Raw genomic sequence first — 18,380 nt, forward strand, 5'->3', positions numbered from 1 at the left:
AAAGGTCTGGACTTATTTTTTTTTGGCACGCTTTTTGCTTTATAGTAAAGTGTAACTTACAACAGAAAGGAGCAGATACGCGATGGCAAAAAAAACGATTATGCTTGTTTGTTCAGCAGGAATGAGTACCAGTCTATTGGTGACGAAAATGCAAAAAGCAGCCGAAGCAAAAGGAATGGAAGCAGATATCTTTGCTGTTTCAGCTTCAGAAGCCGACCAACATTTGGAGTCGAAACCAGTCGATGTTCTATTATTAGGACCACAAGTACGATTCATGAAATCACAATTTGAACAAAAGCTAGCACCAAAAGGCATTCCTTTGGACGTGATCAATATGGCAGACTATGGCATGATGAACGGCGAAAAAGTATTGCAACAAGCAGAAACATTAATGAACTAAGATTTTTAGGATCGAAGTGTAAGGAGGATTTTTAAAGATGGATGAGCAAAATTTGGAAGCCATTATGGGATTGATCATGTATGGTGGTAATGCAAAAAGTGACGCAATGGAAGCAATCGCGGCAGCAAAAGAAGGGGACTTCGAATTAGCTGACCAAAAAATCAAAGATGCTGAAGCATCTCTTGTGGAAGCGCATCATTCGCAAACAGGATTATTGACACAAGAAGCGCAAGGCAATCATATGACCGTGACATTGTTGACAGTGCATTCACAAGATCACCTAATGACGTCAATCGCATTTACCGATTTAGCGAAAGAAATCATTGATGTCTATCGACGTCTAAATAACGAATAATCTTTGAACGGATAGAAGTAGTTATTGTCGATGAATCAAAAAATCTTCTTTGACGAATAGAACTTATAGGAGGAATTAAGAATGGATGGATTAACAAGTTGGATGGAGAGACACATTCTCCCAGTTGCAGCTAAAATTGGTGCGCAAAAGCATTTGGTTGCTTTGCGGGATGCCTTTATCGGAATGATGCCAGCAACGATGGCTGGGGCAATTGCAGTATTATTGAACGCCTTCATGCGTGATTTTCCAAACACTTATCTAGGTGCGGACAATGCAATCACCAAATTTTTCACACCAGTGATCGCCGTCAACGGATTAGTTTGGACAGGTACCTTAGCAATCATGGCGGTTATCTTCTCAGCATCTTTTGGCTATAATTTAGCAAAGGCTTACAATGTTGATGCACTATCAGGTGCGTTGGTTTCTTTAGCAGCATTTATTATGGGTATTCCACAATCAGCTTCTCTTTCTTTAGCATTAGAAGAAGCACTACCAACCAACGTAGTAGACTTGATCAACAGCACAAGTGCTACATCAGGATTTGCAGCAGATGGTTCAACGATCAGTGCTGCTGGCTGGGGCTATTTCCCATTTAGTGCTTATATGGGCGGCTCAGGATTGTTCACCGCAATCATCTTTGGTTTCGTTTCAGTTATTATCTTTGCAAAATTGATGCAAAAAAATATTATTATTAAAATGCCAGATTCAGTGCCACCAGCAGTTTCTCGTGCTTTCGCAGCAATTATCCCAGGGATCGCCGGGCTATATGCATCAGGTTTGATTTACTACCTATTTGAACGTTTCGTTGGTATGCCAATTATTGACTGGATCTCCGAATCGATCCAAAAACCATTATTGGGTCTTTCTCAAGGATACTTTGCCGTATTTATCATTGTATTACTTGTCCATGTTTTGTGGTTCTTTGGCTTACATGGTACAAATATCATGGGACCCGTTTTACAATCGATTTACGGTGTGGCCATGGTTGAAAATACCAATGCTTACCAATTAGGGGAAGCAGTTCCTTATAAATGGGTAGCAGGTTCGTTCGAAGCGTTTGTTTGGCCTGGTGGAGCAGGTGTGACTTTAATGCTCTTGATCGCAATCTTGCTATTTTCTAAACGTGCCGACTACAAAACAGTTGGTAAACTAGGGATTGGACCTGGTTTGTTTAACATCAATGAACCAGTAATGTTTGGTCTACCGATCGTGTTGAACCCATTGTTTATCATTCCATTTATTGTTGCACCATTAGTTACAGCGACAATTGCTTACTTTGCAACAACATTAGGCTTAGTTGCACCAGTTGTGGTAAATGTGATCTGGGTAATGCCAACGATCCTAAGTGGCTTCTTGGCTACCGGTGGGGACTGGCGTGCAATCATCTTGACGATCATTAATTTGGCTGTAGCTTTATTGATCTGGGCACCATTTATTATTGCTGCCAACAAAATCAATCCAGCAGACCAAGAGAACTAATCAAACGAAGCAAACGTTCTAGATGGGTGATTTCACCCATCTAGCTATCTTTTTTAGGAGGAGAAAAAATGATTATCGTAAATTCCGCAATGCAGCAAGACAACATCAAAGCATTACTTGAGTCTTTGTCAGAAGATGAGATCAAGTATACCTTCAAAGAAAAAAAAGGGATTCAGTTGATTTTTGAAACAACGGCAGATGACAAAGAAAAAGCAGTGAAGCTTGCCAAGGACGCAATCAAAAATACCGATTGGGGCCGAGTACTATACTTCAACGTCGTTAGTCAATAGTGAGGTGATATCATGTTTAAAAATGGATTGTTTTTTATAAGTATCGGTAGTATGTTATTTATATACAGCGCCAATGCGCAGTCAGGTGAATACCACTGGGTGAATCTCATCACGTCAGTCATTCTAATGGCTATTGGAGGAATCATGGCTTCAATTGGACACAAACGCAACAAGAAAGACAAGGAGGCGCAAGATGGAAATCACTAAAAAAATGAATGTACCCGCTGACTTTTTATATAAAACGATCATCGATTCCGTTTTACATGATATTAAACAAGCGACAGATCAAACGTTGACAGAAGACCAATTAGAAGGCTATAGTTATCTAAAACAATTTTATAAAGATAGCAATGCCAACATAACGATTGAAACAGTCAAGAAAAACCAAGCCTATGCGTTCCAAACGGCGACGAAAAAAAATACCTTCCGTGTACACTATCAAATTGAAGCGATAGATGACGCGCATTGCACCTTGCACTATGAAGAAAAAATGACTTCTGAAGGAATGATCCAACAATTGAATGACATGCTCTTAGGCACCATTCTAGGATATTTCAAACGCAAGCAATTTAAAAAAATGTTGAGTATGATGGAAGAAGCATATTAAGGGGTCGACTGACGCCTTTTTTGCGTTTCTTGCGTGTTTTCAAGTAGAGGAGATGAAGAAATGACAGATGTCAAAAAAATGACCGAATTCGGTTCGCAAGAAGTATTGGAATTGGTTTCTTATGCCTTTCAGTGGGAGTTGAATGAAACAAATATCAATCGCTATCGCAAGCTTGCGGAGAATTCATGGAATTATGGTTCCTACGACGAGGATGGAAAACTAGCGAGCCAAATCATGGCAACTATTTTTGATGTGAATTTTCATGGAACGACCTATCCAATGGCAGGGATCGGTTTTGTGGCTTCTTATCCAGAGTATCGCAGCCAAGGTCGGATCGATCGGATCATGAAACAAATCATTAAAGATTGCTATGAACAAAAAATCGTTCTGTCCTATCTGGCACCTTTCTCCTTTGCGTTTTATCGCAGATATGGGTATGAATATACCTTTGAACGCACCGTTTATGAAGTTGATGCGCATCAATGGCCCGATGGCAAGAAAGTGAACGGAAGGATTCAACGCATGAATTGGGAGGAAGCACAGCCGATCATTCACGAGATTTATCATCAATTGCCTCGCCATCAAAAAGGTGGGCTGATTCGCCAAGCCTGGTGGGAAGAAATCAAGTTTGTTTTGCGCAGACCGTATACGTTTGCGATTTATCGCAATGAAGCGGGCGTTCCTGAAGGGTATTTGATCTACTTTGTTGAAGGAGGACGCTTTGATATTCAAGAGTGGGGCTATTTGACCGCTGACGCGTATCAAGGATTTAATCGGTTTATCGTCTCTCATGCAGATTCAGTAGCACAGATTAACTATCGACCAGGGTTTGATGGGGAAGTCCTACAAGCAAACGCGGCCAAACCATTGGCTCACTACCAAGTGCGTCCGGACATGATGGCGCGCGTCATCGATGTGGAAGGGTTTCTAAAAAGTTATCCATTCACATTGAAAAAAGCCGGCGGTTTTGCCATAGAAATTCAAGGGGATGAATATGCCCCATGGAATAATGGCTGTTATGAAGTGACAATCGAAACCGCTCAGCATCAGGTCACGAAAACGACGGCTACCAAGCTGCCAAAAGCAACCTTGTCGATTCAGCGTTTTGTGCAGCTGTTCATGCAGGCACAATCCCTCGATTCTCTGGTCTTTTTCCAGCAAATGGAAACGGAGAAGGAAGCTGCAGTGATGATTCAGGAAAACTTACCAGACGGAAAGCCGATTCTGGAAGATTATTTCTAAGCAAATCGAGGCAGAGGTATTTACTTTCCAACAGAAAAAGATTCCTTAAAAATAAGGAATCTTTTTCTTCAAAAAACGTTCCCTGCCGGAATCGAACCAGCAACTAATCCTTAGGAGGGACTTGTTATATCCATTTAACTAAGGGAACACAATAGCTATATTTTACCTGTTATTCGTGTTTCTCGCAAGATGAGAAGGAAAAGAAAGGAAGAAAAACATGGTCAAACGATTGATAAGTGCAAACTATAGTGAAATCAAAGAAATGTCGGCGCAAGAATTAAAGCAATCCATTAAAGCGAGCGAAGGACGAGTGATCGTCTGTGAAACGGTGGTTCAAACCATGCCGCAAGCTGGCGATATCACCAACGCAGAAGTCGCGGCAGCTTTTGGGGCTGACTTGATTTTGTTGAATGGCTTTGATTGTTATCGTCCAGCTATTTTTGGGATGCCTGGTATCACATTGGAGCAGCTGCTTGATCCTACACAAACGATTGAAAACCCGATTCCTCAACTAAAACAACTGATTGGATGACCTGTCGGCATCAATCTTGAGCCGATCCCAGCTACGACGGAGATGATGAGTGAAAAGATCAGCATCAGTCAAGGCCGAACAAGTTCGGTTGACACCATCAAAAAAGCCCAAGAACTCGGGGTGGACTTTCTCTGCTTTACAGGCAATCCTGGAACAGGTGTGACCAACCGAGAAATCGCTAAAGCAGTAAAATTGGCAAAAGAACATTTCTCTGGGTTGATCATCGCTGGAAAAATGCACAGTGCCGGCTCAGATGAACCTGTGGTTGATCGAGAAGCCATCATTTCTTACGCTGAAGCTGGGGCAGATATTTTGTTACTGCCTTCCGTTGGCTCGATTCAAGGCTTTCTAGAAAAGGATCTGATTGAAGCTGTTCAAATTGCCAAACAATATGACTTATTGACGATGTCAGCGATCGGAACGAGTCAAGAGAGTGCGCGTCCGGAAACGTTGCGACAATTAGCCATTATCAACAAAACTTGTGGGGTCGACCTGCAGCATATCGGTGATGCCGGTTATGGCGGCATGGCACCGACCGAAAATATTTTTGAAACATCGGTTGCGATTAGAGGCATGCGCCATACGATCAATCGTGTCGGACGTTCAATCAACCGTTAAATCAGAAAAAATTACTAGCGAAGGAAAACGGAGAATCGTTCTGCTTCGCTTTTTGCATTTTTTTCGCTAAGTTAGAAAGAAAGGAGGAAACACAAAATGAAACAAGCATTGATCATTTACGGAGGATGGGAAGGACACGCCCCAAAAGAAACCAGTCAGTTTTACCAAACGTTGCTGGAGTCAGAAGGATATCAGGTGACACTCGCCTCAGATTTTGAACCTCTCTATCATAAAGAAGAATTAAAAAGGCTGGATCTGTTGATCATGAATTGGACGCGAGGAGAATTGCCTGATGAGCCGCTACAAAATGTCACTCAGGCTGTAGCAGAAGGGTTAGGATTAGCAGGCGTTCATGGCGGCTTTGCCTCGGCTTTTCAAGCCAGTAAAGGCTGGTTGTTTCTGACTGGCGGCTGTTTTTTGGCACATCCTGGTGGATTGGAAACGACCTATAGCATCGATCTTACGACAGATCACTATATTACGGCAAATACGCAATCGATCCCTCAGTTGACGACGGAGCAATACTATTGTCTGGTTGATCCAGCCGTCACTGTGTTAGCTACCTCAATATTTGCCGCTAAAGATCATCCGAATGCAGCTAACCAAGAAGTCATACTGCCAATGATGTGGATCAAAAAATGGGGCAAGGGCAGAGTCTTTTTTCAATCCATTGGACACAGTCTAAAAGAGCTAGAAGAGCCCACCATTCAGACTTGGACTAAACGAGGCTTTCTATGGGCCACCAGAAATACCTTGGCTGATCCGCTGAAAAATAGCCAGTATAGTGAGTAATCAGAAAAACGAATGAAGAAATAAACGCGTGCAATCGTTTTACTTTATGGAAGAAAATAAGCATGGTACACTTTATTTGTATTTGATTAAGCAGGAGGTAATGTGGAATGGGAAAATTTGGAAAAAGTTTTTTATCGCAGGTAATATCTGACGGAATCAAAGGACCATTTGTCACGATCATGCTCAATACGCATGTCGGCCACCAGAATGTCGAAAAGGATCAAATCAAATTTAAGAACTTTGCCAAAGATGCGAAGCGCCGCTTTGAAAAGAAATACCCAGAACATTCTTGGGATCTTTTTCAAACAAAAATTGATGAACTGCTTGCAGATCAATCATTTTGGCGTAACAGTACAACGAGTGTGGCGGTGATTATCACACCAGAAGATGTACTAGTTCATCGGTTAAGTATTCGTGTGGATGATCAATATTACGTAGGGGAAACCCCGTATGTATTAGCTGTCATCAAAAACGCACAATTTAATTACCCATTTTATCTCTTAGCGTTGAATCGCGATTCAATGCAAGTCTATCAAGTTGAAAACAATCAAGTGCGTGAAGTCGAGTTGCCAGAAGAGGCACCGACAACGATCGAAAAAGCGCTGGGGGAAGAAATCACTGGCGGCGGCAACTTTAATTACAGTGCCCAAGGTGGCCCTAACTCAGGAGGAGAAGGCGTCGCTTATCACGGCTTTAGTGCCAAAGATGAAGAAGTCGAGATCGATCACGTCAACTACTACCAAGCAGTTGATGCATTTTTTAAGAATGATTTTTCAAACGAAGAGCATTTACCAATGTATCTTTTTGCTTTACCAGAAAATCAAACGCTGTTTAAAAAAGTGGCAAAAACGAACTTTTTCAAAGCAGAACCAAGCATTTCCTCTTCACCAGCATCGTTATCTTTGAAAGAGATCCAAACGTGTACGCAAAAGCTGATTGCGGAGTTGACACAAAAAGAAGTTGGGGAATACGGCAAGCTGTTGGATCGGAAATTTATTGACCAATTGGTTGATATCGTACCTGCAGCTAAAGAAGGCAGGATCGCCAATCTGTTTGTAGCGACTTCCAATCTCGCCGATGGGTTTGGAGAAGATCCTGACACGGAATACGATCGTCGCCAAGTGTTAAATACGCTGGCAATCGATGTTTTAGAAAATGGCGGCGAGGTATCTATTTTGGAACAAAAAGATGCCCCAGGAGAAAAAAGTTTGACTGCGATTTTGCGCTACTAAACGCAGTTGCGTCCTTCGTAAATAAATCGTTTCCAAAAAAGAAAAGACTGTTGCAGATCTTTAGTGCAGCAGTCTTTTTGCGAATCATAAAAAAATAAAGGCGTTTTCATTTTTTTTGATTTTCTATTAGTCATAAAGAAGATAATGTGCTATAATACAAAGTGTAGTTTTTGTTACGGTAAATTATGGTAGCTTGTTTCATCTTAAACATCTTCCACATTTTCACCTTATACAAGTAATTGCAAAATATGTGTATAAACACAAGGAGGATTTTTATTATGGAAACAGGTACAGTTAAATGGTTTAACTCAGACAAAGGTTTTGGATTCATCACTGCAGAAAACGGTAACGATGTATTCGTTCATTTCTCAGCTATCCAAGGCGAAGGCTTCAAAACTTTAGAAGAAGGTCAAGCAGTGACTTTCGATATCGAAGACGGACAACGTGGCCCTCAAGCGACTAACGTTAACAAAGCGTAATTTGTGAATGCCTTTTAAGAGCAGCTTAGCTGCTCTTTTTTTTTTGTGCGCGTGATATTTGCTTGCGGAGAAAGTAGTTGTTATACTCTTAGAAAAAAAGGAGGCAAACTGATGGGATTGAATGAATTTATTCTTGGATTGGCTAATTTAGAAAAAATCCAACGAGCACCTGGATTTTTTAAGTTTACCGAGCACAGCGTGGCCGCTCATTCGTTTCGAGTAACCATGATTGCCCAGACCTTAGCCGATATCGAAGAACAAGCGGGAAATCAAGTCGATTGGCAAATTCTTTATGAAAAAGCCTTGAACCATGATTACACGGAACGTTTCATTGGCGACATCAAAACGCCAGTCAAATATGCAAACAAAGAATTGCGGGCGATGTTATCAACCGTTGAAGAAAAAATGACCGATGCCTTCATCGAAGAAGAAATCCCCCAAAGCTTTCAAGCGACGTATCGCAGACGCTTGGCGGATGGCAAAGACAACAGCCTTGAAGGACAGCTGTTGGCAATTGCGGATAAGATCGATCTTTTGTATGAGTCTTTTGAAGAGATCTCAAAAAGCAACCCCGACAAAGTGTTCAAAGAAATGTTTCGTGAAGCGGTTTTGACGGTCAAAGCGTTTCAGCATCGTCCATGTGTGACCTATTTCTTTGAAGCCATTTTTCCCGAGTTATTGAATGCAGATTTTTATGGCAAGACTGCTTTTCTAGAAGAAATCGCAGCTTTGGTGGAAAAATAAACAAAAAGAAAAAACGAAAAATCAAGAAATGATCCATCTCACAGGTTTTACTTGAAACAAGTGAGGGGAGCAGGTTTGATTTTTCGTTTTTTTGTTGTATTAAAGCAAAGATTCCGCTCCATCAATATAGACTTCCGTTCCAGAAATATTGCCCGCAGCCTCTGAAGATAGAAAAAGCACAAGGTTGGCGACTTGTTCTGGCACGCCTGTTTCTTGTTTTAATGGTCGAGAACGTTCTGGATATTTGACGGGGATCTCAACGCGAGCAACCTCTTCTTCAATTTCTGTGCTGGCATCGATATTCGTTGCGATCGCCCCAGGGCAGATGGCATTGACCCGAATATTATAACCAGAAAGTTCCAGCGCAGCCATTTTTGTAAAGGCGACTTGACCTGCCTTAGATGTACTGTAAGCAGTTGCACCAAAATTGCTGAAGATGCGGTTTCCATTGACTGAACTCGTGATGACAATGCTGCCGCCGTTTGCTTTCATAAATGGGATCGCAGCTTTGACGGTAATAAAGGTACTGCGTAAATTTGTGTTGATTGTCTGGTCCCATTCCGCCACCGTCAATTCTTCGATCGGTGTCCAAGTACCGTTGATGCCGGCATTGACGTGAAGTACATCGAGACCACCTAGTTCTTCCACAAGACCACTCATCGCTTCTTGCAGCTTCTCTGCTTCAGTGACGTCAACGGCACGATAGTGGGTTTGTGCGTCATAGTCAGCAAGAAACTCCTGCAGCTCCTCTTCGTTGCGATCAATCAACCCAACAAGAGCACCCTGGGCTAGAAATTGTTCTGCCACCGCTTTTCCAATCCCTGAAGCAGCCCCCGTTACAATCACTCGTTTGTTTTTGAAATCATTCATTTTTTTCGCCTCCTTATAGTAAATTATAAAAAAGATCTCTTTTTTTGTCGAAAAAAGCGATCAGCGACGAGTGACAAATTCCTTTGGCTGATAAATACGGATACTAGATAGTAAGGTTCTTCTTCCTGCGAACCCTCGTATCCGATGGGAAAACAGATGTAATCGCCATTGATTTTGTAGTATAATGCAGACAGTGTGCAAGGAGGAATACAATGAAACCCATATACGCTGTGGTGGATCTTGAAACAACAGGAACCGATTCGACGATTGATCGAATTATTCAATTTGGCTGCGTCTTAGTCCAAGATGGCAAGATCATTAATCGTTTTGCCGCAGATATCAACCCTGACCGCAGAATTTCTAAGCAAATTCAACGATTGACACACATCACAAACCAGCAAGTAAGCAAAGCGCCTTATTTCGAAGACATAGCTGACACGATCTACAACTTACTCAGCAATACGATTTTTGTGGCGCATAACATTTATTTTGACTATCATTTTTTAAGCAATGAATTTGTTCGTTGCGGTCTGCCGCCTTTATCGATTCCAGGGATCGATACGGTGGAATTGGCGCAAGTGTTTTTGCCGACAGAAAGCAGCTTTCGCTTAGGTGATCTGGCAGACAGCATCGGCTTTCGTCATGACAACCCGCATCAAGCCGATAGTGATGCAGAAGTGACCGCAGCATTATTTTTATACATTGAAGCAATCATGCGACAGCTACCACGGACGACTCTTAAACAGATTGCGCTTTTAAGCGGTCAGATGGGGATGCAAACGAGTGAGTATATTCACGGAATTTTGAAAGAAAAAGGACCAGAGTTGGCGGAAGATTTCGAAGTGATCGACGGCGTCGTCCTGCGAAAAAAAACTGTTTCGCTTTTTGAAGCCACGCATTTTCAAGAAACGTATCCGAAAGTAAAAACGGAAAAAGAACAGCGCTTTGGCGAGCACTTGATCTATCGGAAACAACAAGCACGTTTGATGAATGCGGTGTATACGCATTACACCCAACCAGAGAAAAATTTGATTATTGAAGCAGAAACGGGGATGGGAAAAACCATCGGTTACTTGTTTCCAGCCGCTTATTTAGCGACGCCAGAAAATCCATTGATCGTTAGCACCTCATCGATTCTTTTACAAAATCAGATCATTAGCAAAGACATTCCATTGGTGAACCAAGTACTGCAGCAGCCTTTGCAAGCGGTCTTGGTCAAAAGCCATCGTCATTACATTGATTTGCAGCGCTTTAAAGCGACGCTGGATCAACCGGTAGAACAAAAGCAATACGCCCAATATCAGATGGGGATCTTAGTCTGGCTGACCAAAACAGAAACAGGTGACTTTGATGAATTGAATTTAGTTCGTCTTGATCATCCTTTATTTACCGACATTCGCCATCGCGGGGTCGACTTTTTAGCCAAAGATCAACCCTTCTATGAACAAGATTTTGTTCGACATTTATATCGGCGGATGGCGCAAAGCAATGTTTTGATCGTCAATCATGCCTTTTTAATGCAGGAAAACCGACGGGCGCAGCCACTGTTGCCAACGAGTGATTATTTGTTGATCGATGAAGCCCAACAGTTGCCGCAGCAAGCAGAAGGCTTTAGTCAACATGTCTTTGACTCTGCTCATTTCAAGCGGCAGTTTTTACAGCTGAATGAAGAAGGACTATTTGAAGAAATTGCCCAGATCATTACCGAGGACGATTTTTTGCAACGGATGTTCTCGTTGTATCGAAATGCATTGTCGGTTTTGGTCGAAACACAAGAACAGTATTTTCGCACCTTATCGATCGATGCCCCAGAATTAAAAGTCGTTCAGCATAATGACCTCTATGATGGGTCATTAGAGCAGGACAAGCTACATCAAAAATTGAGCCTCTATTATCAGGAAATCAATGAGATTCAACAGCAGCTGCGTCAGCGATTCGAGTTGACCAATGATCGGTGGTATGCAAGACAACGGATCGTGATTGCCCGTTTATTTGATTTCTTTAGTCAAATGGACGCACAGGAACAAACAGTGACCGCGTGGTTGACTTGGTGGCATCCTCGTTACGTTCATTGGCTGAAAAAGCATCCCCAGTCAGGAAATGCTGTGATTGAGTTAGCTGATCTAGAAGGACAATCGATCGTGGAGAGCACATGGTACCAACGCTATCAGCACATCATTTATCTAGGGGGGACATTGAAGATCCCAGGCAACAAAGAATATTTTGCCCATCAGATCGGCTTGACGGATGTGCCAGTCAAAACGATTCCTGCCTTTTATGATTACAGCAAACAAACGCGACTGTATGTAATCAAAAAAGGTCTCTCGATCCAACAAGCATCAGCTGCCGAATACGCGGATTATTTAGTCGAAGCGTTAGTCCCGATTTTGTTTGACAATCCGCAACCAGCGCTTGTGTTGTTTACGGCGCACGAAACTTTGAAAAATGTCTATGATCGATTGAATAAAAAAGCCCTGCATTATGGCAGAGAAATCGTTGCTCAAGGGACTGGCGGAACCCGTGAGAAAATCTTAAAGAAATTTTTATTAGCGGAAAATGGTATCTTATTAGGGACTAGCAGTTTTTGGGAAGGGGTCGATTTACCAGGACAGGCACTGAAGATCGCTGTGGTGACCCGATTGCCTTTTGAGAACCCTAAACAACCCATGGTCCAAGCACGGCACGCCTTTTTGGAAGCAGAAGGCATTGATTCTTTTAAAGAAGATGCCTTACCTAAAGCGATTTTACGGCTGCGCCAAGCGTTGGGGCGCTTGATCCGTTCCGAGGAGGATACCGGCGTGATGGTCGTCCTTGATCGACGCTTGCTATCGACAAAGTATGGCAAACGAATGGTCAAAGGCTTACCCAAAAACTTACCTCTGATTGAAGCAAGTCCAACCGAGATCGCCGAAGACATCCAACATTTTTTTGCGCAAGAGGAAAAAGCAGCAGCCGATTTTGAAAAATGAGTTGAACATCTGATATAATGGATTTTATTTAAGATTGGAGTACGAAGTGTGAAAACAAAAGACAAAGAACATCGGCGTGTGGTTATTTTGCTGAGTGCGATCACAGTCTTACTGGTCGTTATTCTCTTCGCTTCTATTTTCTATCTCCGTTCTTCTCGTCCAATGCGACAAGCAAGAAACGAAGCAATCGAAATAGCAGAAAGATACACCGATTTAGCAGAGGTCGAACAATTTTATTGGTTTACCCGTGAGGAAACCTCCTTTAGCATTGTTGGAAAGGATACGAATAACAATGAGATCGTTGTGATCATCCCAAAAAGCGGTGAGAAGGTTTCTGTTTTTAATCAAGCGGATGGGCTGACGGAAGCACAAGCTAAGGCATTTGTTCGCGACAATCATCAAGGTCAGGAAATCCAAAAGGCCGCATTGGGTATTTTTGAAGGCGAGCCAACTTGGGAAGTCATGACGAAAGATGGCGATGGTCGTTTGAACTATTATTTGATTGGTTTCAAAGATGGCGAAGAAATCAAAGCGATCACTGAACTATAGGAAGACGCTTATGATAGAATGAATTTTGGATCGTAGAAAGGATGATAAACATGGTACTTTCAAAAAGAGCAGAAAAATTGGAACCCTCCGCAACGTTAGCGGCATCTGCTAAGGCAAAAGCGTTAGCGGACCAAGGTGTAGACGTATTAAGTCTAACTGTCGGTGAACCCGACTTTATTACCCCGAAAAACATTCGCCAAGCAGCGATCGCAGCGATTGAGAGCGGCAAGGCCAGTTTTTACACAGCAACTGCGGGGATTCCTGAATTAAAACAGGCGATTCTTGCTTATATGAAAGAGTTTTATGGTGCTGACTATGATTCAAACCAAGTGATCGTGACAGATGGCGCAAAATTTGCCCTTTATACGCTGTTTCAAGCGCTCCTTGATGAAGAGGATGAAGTACTCATTCCAGTGCCTTATTGGGTCAGCTATGCGGAACAAGTCCGTTTAGCGCAAGGGACACCTGTGTTTGTTGAAGCCAAGCAAGAAGCCGATTTTAAAGTTTCTGTGGCTCAATTAGAAGCTGCTCGTACAGAGAAAACGAAAGCCATCATTTTAAACTCGCCTGCCAACCCTACAGGGGCGATTTACTCAAAAGAAGAGTTAACGGCAATCGGCAACTGGGCAGTGGAAAATAATATTTGGATCATTGCCGATGATATCTATGGTCGTTTGGTTTATAACGGCAATACCTTTACATCGATCGCAAGCTTATCAGAAGAGATACGCAAACAAACCATCGTGATCAATGGCGTTTCTAAAACCTATTCTATGACTGGGTGGCGGATCGGATTTGCTGTCGGCGATGCAAAAATCATCAAAGCGATGATCGATATCGCTTCCCAAGCTACTAGCAACCCGCCGGCTGCTAGCCAATACGCAGCAGTTGAGGCACTGACTGGGAATCAAGAATCGATCGAAGTGATGCGTCAGGCCTTCGAAGAGCGCTTGAACAAACTATATCCGCTAATTGCCGCTATTCCTGGTTTTCAGGTGACGAAACCCCAAGGCGCGTTTTACTTGTTTCCAAATGTCAAAGAAGCCATGACGATGTGCGGCTATCAAACCATTGATGCCTTCGTGGAGGCCTTGCTGATGGAAGCCCACGTAGCAGTAGTGACTGGTGCTGGTTTTGGTACACCAGATTATTTACGCATCAGCTATGCAACTGATTGGGACACGTTAGCGGAAGCTACCAAACGAATCCATGATTTTGTTGAAAAGAAACGCCAAAAAGCTTAAAATGCTCTATGGTGCCTTTATTAATTAGATAGGAGAGAATCAAGTGGAATCTATTCAAATTTTAGATGCAAAAAAACACGTTGGCGAAACCGTTCAAATCGGAGCATGGGTTGCTAACAAACGTTCCAGCGGCAAGATCGCCTTCTTACAACTTCGCGACGGAACAGCGTATTTTCAAGGGATCGTTGTAAAAAGTGAAGTAGGTGAGGAAGTTTTCCAATTAGCAAAAAATTTAAATCAGGAAACTGCCGTACTGGTCACTGGGGAAATCAGAGAAGACAGCCGCTCAAAATTTGGCTATGAAATTGGTATTTCTGGTTTAGAAGTTGTTGGGGAAAGCCATGATTACCCAATCACACCAAAAGAACACGGAACAGATTTCTTGATGGACCATCGTCATTTATGGTTGCGTTCCTCAAAACAACACGCCATCATGCAAATCCGAAACGAAATCATCCGGGCAACGTATGAATTCTTCAACAAAAATGGCTTCATCAAAATCGATCCACCAATCCTAACCGGATCAGCACCAGAAGGAACGACTGATTTATTCGAAACCAACTATTTCGATCAAAAAGCATATTTGTCTCAGTCTGGTCAATTGTACATGGAAGCTGCCGCTATGGCGTTTGGCAAAGTCTTTTCTTTTGGTCCAACTTTCCGTGCCGAAAAATCAAAGACACGTCGTCACTTGATTGAATTTTGGATGATTGAACCAGAAATGGCCTTTATGCACCAGGAAGAAAGCTTGGAAGTCCAAGAGCAGTACGTGGCATTCTTAGTGCAAAATGTGCTCGATAACTGTGACTATGCACTAGATGTCTTAGGTCGTGACCGTGAAGTCTTGAAAAAATACACCAAATTACCATTCCCACGAATCTCTTACGATGATGCAGTGGCATTATTACAAAAGAACGGCTTCGATGATATTCAATGGGGCGATGACTTTGGCTCACCACATGAGACCTTTATTGCCAATTCATTCGATCAGCCCGTCTTTATCTTAAACTATCCAAAAGCCATCAAACCTTTCTATATGAAGCCACATCCAACGAGAGAAGATGTCGTGATCTGTGCCGATATGATCGCACCAGAAGGCTATGGCGAGATCATTGGAGGTTCTGAACGTGCCATTGATCATGAATACCTGCTAGAGCAAATCCGCGCCCACGGCTTGGACGAAAACGAATACTCATGGTATTTAGACCTACGCAAGTACGGCTCAGTTCCTCACACCGGCTTTGGTCTTGGATTAGAACGGACCGTTACCTGGTTATCAGGAATCGAGCACGTAAGAGAATCCATTCCGTTTCCACGGTTGTTGAATCGGATTTATCCTTAATTTAAAAAGATTTTGTGCGAAAGCGTAAACGATTCACTCATCACACCATCCCTTGCTAGAAAGTCTCTAGCGGGGCTGGTGTTTTTATCTGCTCTTGATGATGAGGGATTACTTCAGAAAAGAAGCAAGCAGCAATCCAACGGGCGGCTGGGACTGAATAGAAGAAATCGCTTTGCTTGCTCGAGTGTGCTTTTTTTACGCGCGGGGATGTGATATAATAACAAATTGACTAGTATCTCTCATTTTATAACATTAAGGACAATACACTATGGATAATAGAAAAACGAATAAAATAATCATCAGTATTGTGACACATAATAGTCGTGATATATTCAAAACATTGGATCATCTGGAGAAAGAGATAGGAGAGGATCCACGCTTTGAAGTGAAAATATTTGATAATAATTCGAAAGCAGAATACATTGCTAAAATGCAAGATTATCCATTTGTCACTGTGATCTCAGCCAATGAAAATCTTGGATTTGGTCATGGACACAATCAATTATTAATGAATGCAACGCAAGAATACGGATTTATTTGCAATCCTGATATTCTTGTCACGAAAGAATCAATTGAAGGATTATTAAAAAGAATTCAAGAGAATGAAGCAGCTGTCGTAGTTCCTCAGGTTTTGAACGAAGATGGCTCTATTCAGTATTTAGTAAGAAAACGATTAGCTGTATTCGATTATTTCTTGCGATTTATTCCGTTTCATTGGGTAAAAAAAGTATTTAAAAAAAGACTGTCTGCTTATGAGTGCCGTGACCTTCCACAAGATCAAACCAGTTATATCCGAATGGGCTCTGGTTGTTTTATGTTGGTAGAAATCGCTCGCTTTAAAGAAATCGGCGGCTTTGACGAACAGTTCTTTATGTATTTTGAAGACAATGATTTGTGTTTGAGATATGAAAAAGCGGGGTACCGCATTTTGTATACGCCCTTTGAAAAAGTCGTGCACTTATACGGTAAAGGAGCTCATAGAAGTGCAAAACTCTTTTTGGTGTTTATGCATTCGATGATGAAATTTTTTAATAAATGGGGTTGGAGGCTGTTTTGATGAACCGTTTATTTGTGACGATCGTAATGTATGAAAGAAGCTGGCAAGAAGCGTCGGCTTCACCGCTTTTGGAAAAAGCGGTGAAGAACCAGCAAATCCAATTGCTGGTTTATGATAACAGTCCACAAAGTCATGATGAGCCTTTTTTTCAGCATCCATTAGTGACCTATTTCCATGATCCAGCCAATCCCGGCCTCTCCAAAGCATACAATAAAGGGTTTAAGTCTGCGTCTAGCGGCGATTTTGATTTGCTGCTTCTCTTGGATCAAGATACGGAGCTGACAAAAGCCTACCTAAACTTTCTTATGACTGAGACGATCGGAACTGAAATAGGTGCTGTTGTGCCGCTGATTTACAGTGGCACAACACAGGTATCACCGGTCTTAGCTGATCGTTACATCAATCGAAATCTGGCATATCCTGCTATCGGTGAGCAAAAACAGCGGATTATGGCAATCAATTCCGGCACCGCAGTCACTCTCGCGGCTATAAAAAAAATCGGCGGATTCAATGATGCTTTTCCGCTGGATTTTTTAGATCATTGGCTTTTTCTTCGCTTACATCAAGAAGGCTTTCGGTTTTTGATCGCAAACCAAAAGTTGAATCATGATCTTTCAGTCATGCATTATAAAACGATGACTAGGGAAAGATATGAGCAGATTCTTACCAGTGAATCGAAATTCTATAGGGATTTCGATAAAGAAAAGAAAAAGGAACATGAAAAACAGCTTTTTTTTCGAACAATAAAACAATCACTTTCACCCAAAATGTGCCGATTCAGTCGAAGAACATGGAAAGAATACTTGTCATTTAGGAAGGATCATTTATGATATCAGTATGTGTAGCCACTTATAACGGAGAAAAGTATCTTCAAGAACAGCTGGACAGCATTCTAATTCAACTTGCACCTGATGATGAGCTGATTATTTCGGATGACTTCTCTACTGACAAGACAAGAAATATCCTCGATTCTTATCGCGCAGATCCCCGAATCAAACTTTTGGAAGGACCGCAAAAAGGCATTATCAAGAATTTTGAACACGCAATTAAGCAGGCTTCAGGCGATCTGATTTTTTTGGCCGACCAAGACGATGTGTGGCTTCCCGATAAAGTTGCTGATACAAAAGCAAAATTTGATGAAAAAAAAGAGACACAGGTAGTCATTTCTGATTTGAGAATTGTCGATGAGCAGCTTGAAGTGATTGAACCCTCCTATTTTGCCTATCGGAATGTAAAAGTCGGATTTTTACGAAATGTGCTTAAAAATAAATACATCGGAGCAGGCATGGCTTTTCGAAGAGAGTTGAAGCCAGCTATTCTTCCGTTTCCGCAAGCAATTCCAATGCATGATATGTGGATCGGTGCAATGGCAGGCAACCGTATCGAACTTATTGATAAGCAGTTAACGTTGTATCGAAGACATGAAAAAAATGCCAGTGAAATCAAAACATCCGCTTCATTTGGCCAGCAATTCGTGTGGCGCTGGGGTTTAATAAGAAGCCTGTTCATGAGAAAAGTATTTGATAAATAAAAGTTACATTTTCATTTCAAAACTTTGAATTGAATGACAAAGCTTTCT

The 18,380-nt window shown here is 42.0% G+C and carries 19 protein-coding genes, 1 tRNA gene and 1 pseudogene; 19 read left to right on the top strand and 2 right to left on the bottom strand.

Annotation, left to right across the window (positions count from 1 at the left end; all coding sequences use genetic code 11):
* The first annotated feature begins 82 nt into the window (after nucleotides 1-82).
* The 7 genes from IGJ15_RS05250 to IGJ15_RS05280 all read left to right on the top strand — a co-directional run bounded on the left by IGJ15_RS05250 (nucleotide 83) and on the right by IGJ15_RS05280 (nucleotide 4,373).
* Nucleotides 83-400, top strand: coding sequence for a PTS sugar transporter subunit IIB (locus tag IGJ15_RS05250; RefSeq protein ID WP_005229471.1), 318 nt, complete (start codon nucleotides 83-85; stop codon nucleotides 398-400).
* A 37-nt stretch (nucleotides 401-437) separates the two neighbouring features.
* Nucleotides 438-755 (top strand): PTS lactose/cellobiose transporter subunit IIA, encoded by a 318-nt coding sequence (locus tag IGJ15_RS05255; RefSeq protein WP_005229473.1) that lies wholly within the window; start codon nucleotides 438-440, stop codon nucleotides 753-755.
* Nucleotides 756-836: 81 nt separating this feature from the next.
* Nucleotides 837-2,234 carry a PTS sugar transporter subunit IIC gene (locus IGJ15_RS05260; RefSeq protein ID WP_081116262.1) on the top strand — a complete coding sequence of 466 codons (1,398 nt, stop codon included), beginning with the start codon at nucleotides 837-839 and terminating at the stop codon, nucleotides 2,232-2,234.
* A 68-nt stretch (nucleotides 2,235-2,302) separates the two neighbouring features.
* Nucleotides 2,303-2,524, top strand: coding sequence for a hypothetical protein (locus IGJ15_RS05265; RefSeq protein ID WP_005231914.1), 222 nt, complete (start codon nucleotides 2,303-2,305; stop codon nucleotides 2,522-2,524).
* A gap of 12 nt (nucleotides 2,525-2,536) precedes the next feature.
* Nucleotides 2,537-2,731, top strand: a complete 195-nt coding sequence (locus tag IGJ15_RS05270; RefSeq protein ID WP_005236946.1) for a hypothetical protein — start codon at nucleotides 2,537-2,539, stop codon at nucleotides 2,729-2,731.
* Nucleotides 2,718-3,131 carry a DUF3284 domain-containing protein gene (locus IGJ15_RS05275; RefSeq protein WP_005229481.1) on the top strand — a complete coding sequence of 138 codons (414 nt, stop codon included), beginning with the start codon at nucleotides 2,718-2,720 and terminating at the stop codon, nucleotides 3,129-3,131. The genes IGJ15_RS05270 and IGJ15_RS05275 overlap by 14 nt, the downstream gene beginning before the upstream one ends.
* Nucleotides 3,132-3,191: 60 nt before the next feature.
* Entirely contained in the window at nucleotides 3,192-4,373 is a 1,182-nt protein-coding gene (locus tag IGJ15_RS05280; RefSeq protein WP_231435397.1) for a GNAT family N-acetyltransferase, read from the top strand.
* A 76-nt stretch (nucleotides 4,374-4,449) separates the two neighbouring features.
* Here the strand turns inward: IGJ15_RS05280 and IGJ15_RS05285 are convergent.
* Nucleotides 4,450-4,521, bottom strand: a tRNA-Arg gene (locus IGJ15_RS05285).
* A 69-nt stretch (nucleotides 4,522-4,590) separates the two neighbouring features.
* Between IGJ15_RS05285 and IGJ15_RS05290 the strand changes: the two are divergent.
* The 5 genes and pseudogenes from IGJ15_RS05290 to IGJ15_RS05310 all read left to right on the top strand — a co-directional run bounded on the left by IGJ15_RS05290 (nucleotide 4,591) and on the right by IGJ15_RS05310 (nucleotide 8,770).
* Nucleotides 4,591-5,523: pseudogene (locus IGJ15_RS05290) on the top strand (haloacid dehalogenase-like hydrolase).
* Between the two features lie 96 nt (nucleotides 5,524-5,619).
* Nucleotides 5,620-6,315, top strand: coding sequence for a ThuA domain-containing protein (locus tag IGJ15_RS05295; RefSeq protein ID WP_231434835.1), 696 nt, complete (start codon nucleotides 5,620-5,622; stop codon nucleotides 6,313-6,315).
* 107 nt (nucleotides 6,316-6,422) lie between these two features.
* Nucleotides 6,423-7,547, top strand: coding sequence for a hypothetical protein (locus IGJ15_RS05300; RefSeq protein ID WP_005229492.1), 1,125 nt, complete (start codon nucleotides 6,423-6,425; stop codon nucleotides 7,545-7,547).
* 278 nt (nucleotides 7,548-7,825) lie between these two features.
* Nucleotides 7,826-8,026 (top strand): cold-shock protein, encoded by a 201-nt coding sequence (locus IGJ15_RS05305; protein WP_003126918.1) that lies wholly within the window; start codon nucleotides 7,826-7,828, stop codon nucleotides 8,024-8,026.
* 111 nt (nucleotides 8,027-8,137) lie between these two features.
* Nucleotides 8,138-8,770 (top strand): HD domain-containing protein, encoded by a 633-nt coding sequence (locus IGJ15_RS05310; RefSeq protein ID WP_010749341.1) that lies wholly within the window; start codon nucleotides 8,138-8,140, stop codon nucleotides 8,768-8,770.
* A 99-nt stretch (nucleotides 8,771-8,869) separates the two neighbouring features.
* On the opposite strand, the gene IGJ15_RS05315 is transcribed toward IGJ15_RS05310, so the two are convergent.
* Nucleotides 8,870-9,640 (bottom strand): SDR family oxidoreductase, encoded by a 771-nt coding sequence (locus IGJ15_RS05315; protein WP_015510036.1) that lies wholly within the window; start codon nucleotides 9,638-9,640, stop codon nucleotides 8,870-8,872.
* A gap of 212 nt (nucleotides 9,641-9,852) precedes the next feature.
* Here IGJ15_RS05315 and IGJ15_RS05320 point away from each other — a divergent pair, with 212 nt between their 5' ends.
* The 7 genes from IGJ15_RS05320 (at nucleotide 9,853) to IGJ15_RS05350 (ending at nucleotide 18,332) form a co-directional block, all read left to right on the top strand.
* A complete protein-coding gene (locus IGJ15_RS05320; RefSeq protein ID WP_231434834.1) occupies nucleotides 9,853-12,609 on the top strand; it encodes a helicase C-terminal domain-containing protein in 2,757 nt (918 codons plus the stop codon).
* A gap of 48 nt (nucleotides 12,610-12,657) precedes the next feature.
* Complete coding sequence (locus tag IGJ15_RS05325; protein WP_010749344.1) at nucleotides 12,658-13,158, top strand: DUF5590 domain-containing protein; 501 nt, start codon at nucleotides 12,658-12,660, stop codon at nucleotides 13,156-13,158.
* Nucleotides 13,159-13,208: 50 nt separating this feature from the next.
* Entirely contained in the window at nucleotides 13,209-14,402 is a 1,194-nt protein-coding gene (locus IGJ15_RS05330) for a pyridoxal phosphate-dependent aminotransferase (RefSeq protein ID WP_086295567.1), read from the top strand.
* Between the two features lie 43 nt (nucleotides 14,403-14,445).
* Entirely contained in the window at nucleotides 14,446-15,744 is a 1,299-nt protein-coding gene (asnS, locus tag IGJ15_RS05335) for an asparagine--tRNA ligase (RefSeq protein WP_005229504.1), read from the top strand.
* Nucleotides 15,745-16,012: 268 nt separating this feature from the next.
* Nucleotides 16,013-16,801, top strand: coding sequence for a glycosyltransferase family 2 protein (locus IGJ15_RS05340; protein ID WP_005229506.1), 789 nt, complete (start codon nucleotides 16,013-16,015; stop codon nucleotides 16,799-16,801).
* Nucleotides 16,801-17,631, top strand: a complete 831-nt coding sequence (locus tag IGJ15_RS05345; RefSeq protein WP_430599329.1) for a glycosyltransferase — start codon at nucleotides 16,801-16,803, stop codon at nucleotides 17,629-17,631. The genes IGJ15_RS05340 and IGJ15_RS05345 overlap by 1 nt, the downstream gene beginning before the upstream one ends.
* Nucleotides 17,628-18,332, top strand: coding sequence for a glycosyltransferase family 2 protein (locus IGJ15_RS05350; RefSeq protein WP_086295564.1), 705 nt, complete (start codon nucleotides 17,628-17,630; stop codon nucleotides 18,330-18,332). Before IGJ15_RS05345 ends, IGJ15_RS05350 begins: the two co-directional genes overlap by 4 nt.
* The last annotated feature ends 48 nt before the right edge of the window (nucleotides 18,333-18,380 follow it).

This window comes from Enterococcus sp. AZ079 (genome assembly GCF_050547255.1).
Taxonomy (GTDB): domain Bacteria; phylum Bacillota; class Bacilli; order Lactobacillales; family Enterococcaceae; genus Enterococcus_D; species Enterococcus_D casseliflavus.

What these genes read in the sequence shown, in the direction of transcription:
- IGJ15_RS05315 (WP_015510036.1), bottom strand. Translation starts at nt 9,640, where the DNA reads ATGAATGATTTCAAAAACAAACGAGTGATTGTAACGGGGGCTGCTTCA.
- IGJ15_RS05330 (WP_086295567.1), top strand. Translation starts at nt 13,209, where the DNA reads ATGGTACTTTCAAAAAGAGCAGAAAAATTGGAACCCTCCGCAACGTTA.
- IGJ15_RS05255 (WP_005229473.1), top strand. Translation starts at nt 438, where the DNA reads ATGGATGAGCAAAATTTGGAAGCCATTATGGGATTGATCATGTATGGT.
- IGJ15_RS05275 (WP_005229481.1), top strand. Translation starts at nt 2,718, where the DNA reads ATGGAAATCACTAAAAAAATGAATGTACCCGCTGACTTTTTATATAAA.
- IGJ15_RS05265 (WP_005231914.1), top strand. Translation starts at nt 2,303, where the DNA reads ATGATTATCGTAAATTCCGCAATGCAGCAAGACAACATCAAAGCATTA.
- IGJ15_RS05295 (WP_231434835.1), top strand. Translation starts at nt 5,620, where the DNA reads ATGAAACAAGCATTGATCATTTACGGAGGATGGGAAGGACACGCCCCA.
- IGJ15_RS05320 (WP_231434834.1), top strand. Translation starts at nt 9,853, where the DNA reads ATGAAACCCATATACGCTGTGGTGGATCTTGAAACAACAGGAACCGAT.
- IGJ15_RS05350 (WP_086295564.1), top strand. Translation starts at nt 17,628, where the DNA reads ATGATATCAGTATGTGTAGCCACTTATAACGGAGAAAAGTATCTTCAA.
- IGJ15_RS05340 (WP_005229506.1), top strand. Translation starts at nt 16,013, where the DNA reads ATGGATAATAGAAAAACGAATAAAATAATCATCAGTATTGTGACACAT.
- IGJ15_RS05250 (WP_005229471.1), top strand. Translation starts at nt 83, where the DNA reads ATGGCAAAAAAAACGATTATGCTTGTTTGTTCAGCAGGAATGAGTACC.
- IGJ15_RS05280 (WP_231435397.1), top strand. Translation starts at nt 3,192, where the DNA reads ATGACAGATGTCAAAAAAATGACCGAATTCGGTTCGCAAGAAGTATTG.
- IGJ15_RS05345 (WP_430599329.1), top strand. Translation starts at nt 16,801, where the DNA reads ATGAACCGTTTATTTGTGACGATCGTAATGTATGAAAGAAGCTGGCAA.
- IGJ15_RS05270 (WP_005236946.1), top strand. Translation starts at nt 2,537, where the DNA reads ATGTTTAAAAATGGATTGTTTTTTATAAGTATCGGTAGTATGTTATTT.
- IGJ15_RS05300 (WP_005229492.1), top strand. Translation starts at nt 6,423, where the DNA reads ATGGGAAAATTTGGAAAAAGTTTTTTATCGCAGGTAATATCTGACGGA.
- IGJ15_RS05305 (WP_003126918.1), top strand. Translation starts at nt 7,826, where the DNA reads ATGGAAACAGGTACAGTTAAATGGTTTAACTCAGACAAAGGTTTTGGA.
- IGJ15_RS05310 (WP_010749341.1), top strand. Translation starts at nt 8,138, where the DNA reads ATGGGATTGAATGAATTTATTCTTGGATTGGCTAATTTAGAAAAAATC.
- IGJ15_RS05260 (WP_081116262.1), top strand. Translation starts at nt 837, where the DNA reads ATGGATGGATTAACAAGTTGGATGGAGAGACACATTCTCCCAGTTGCA.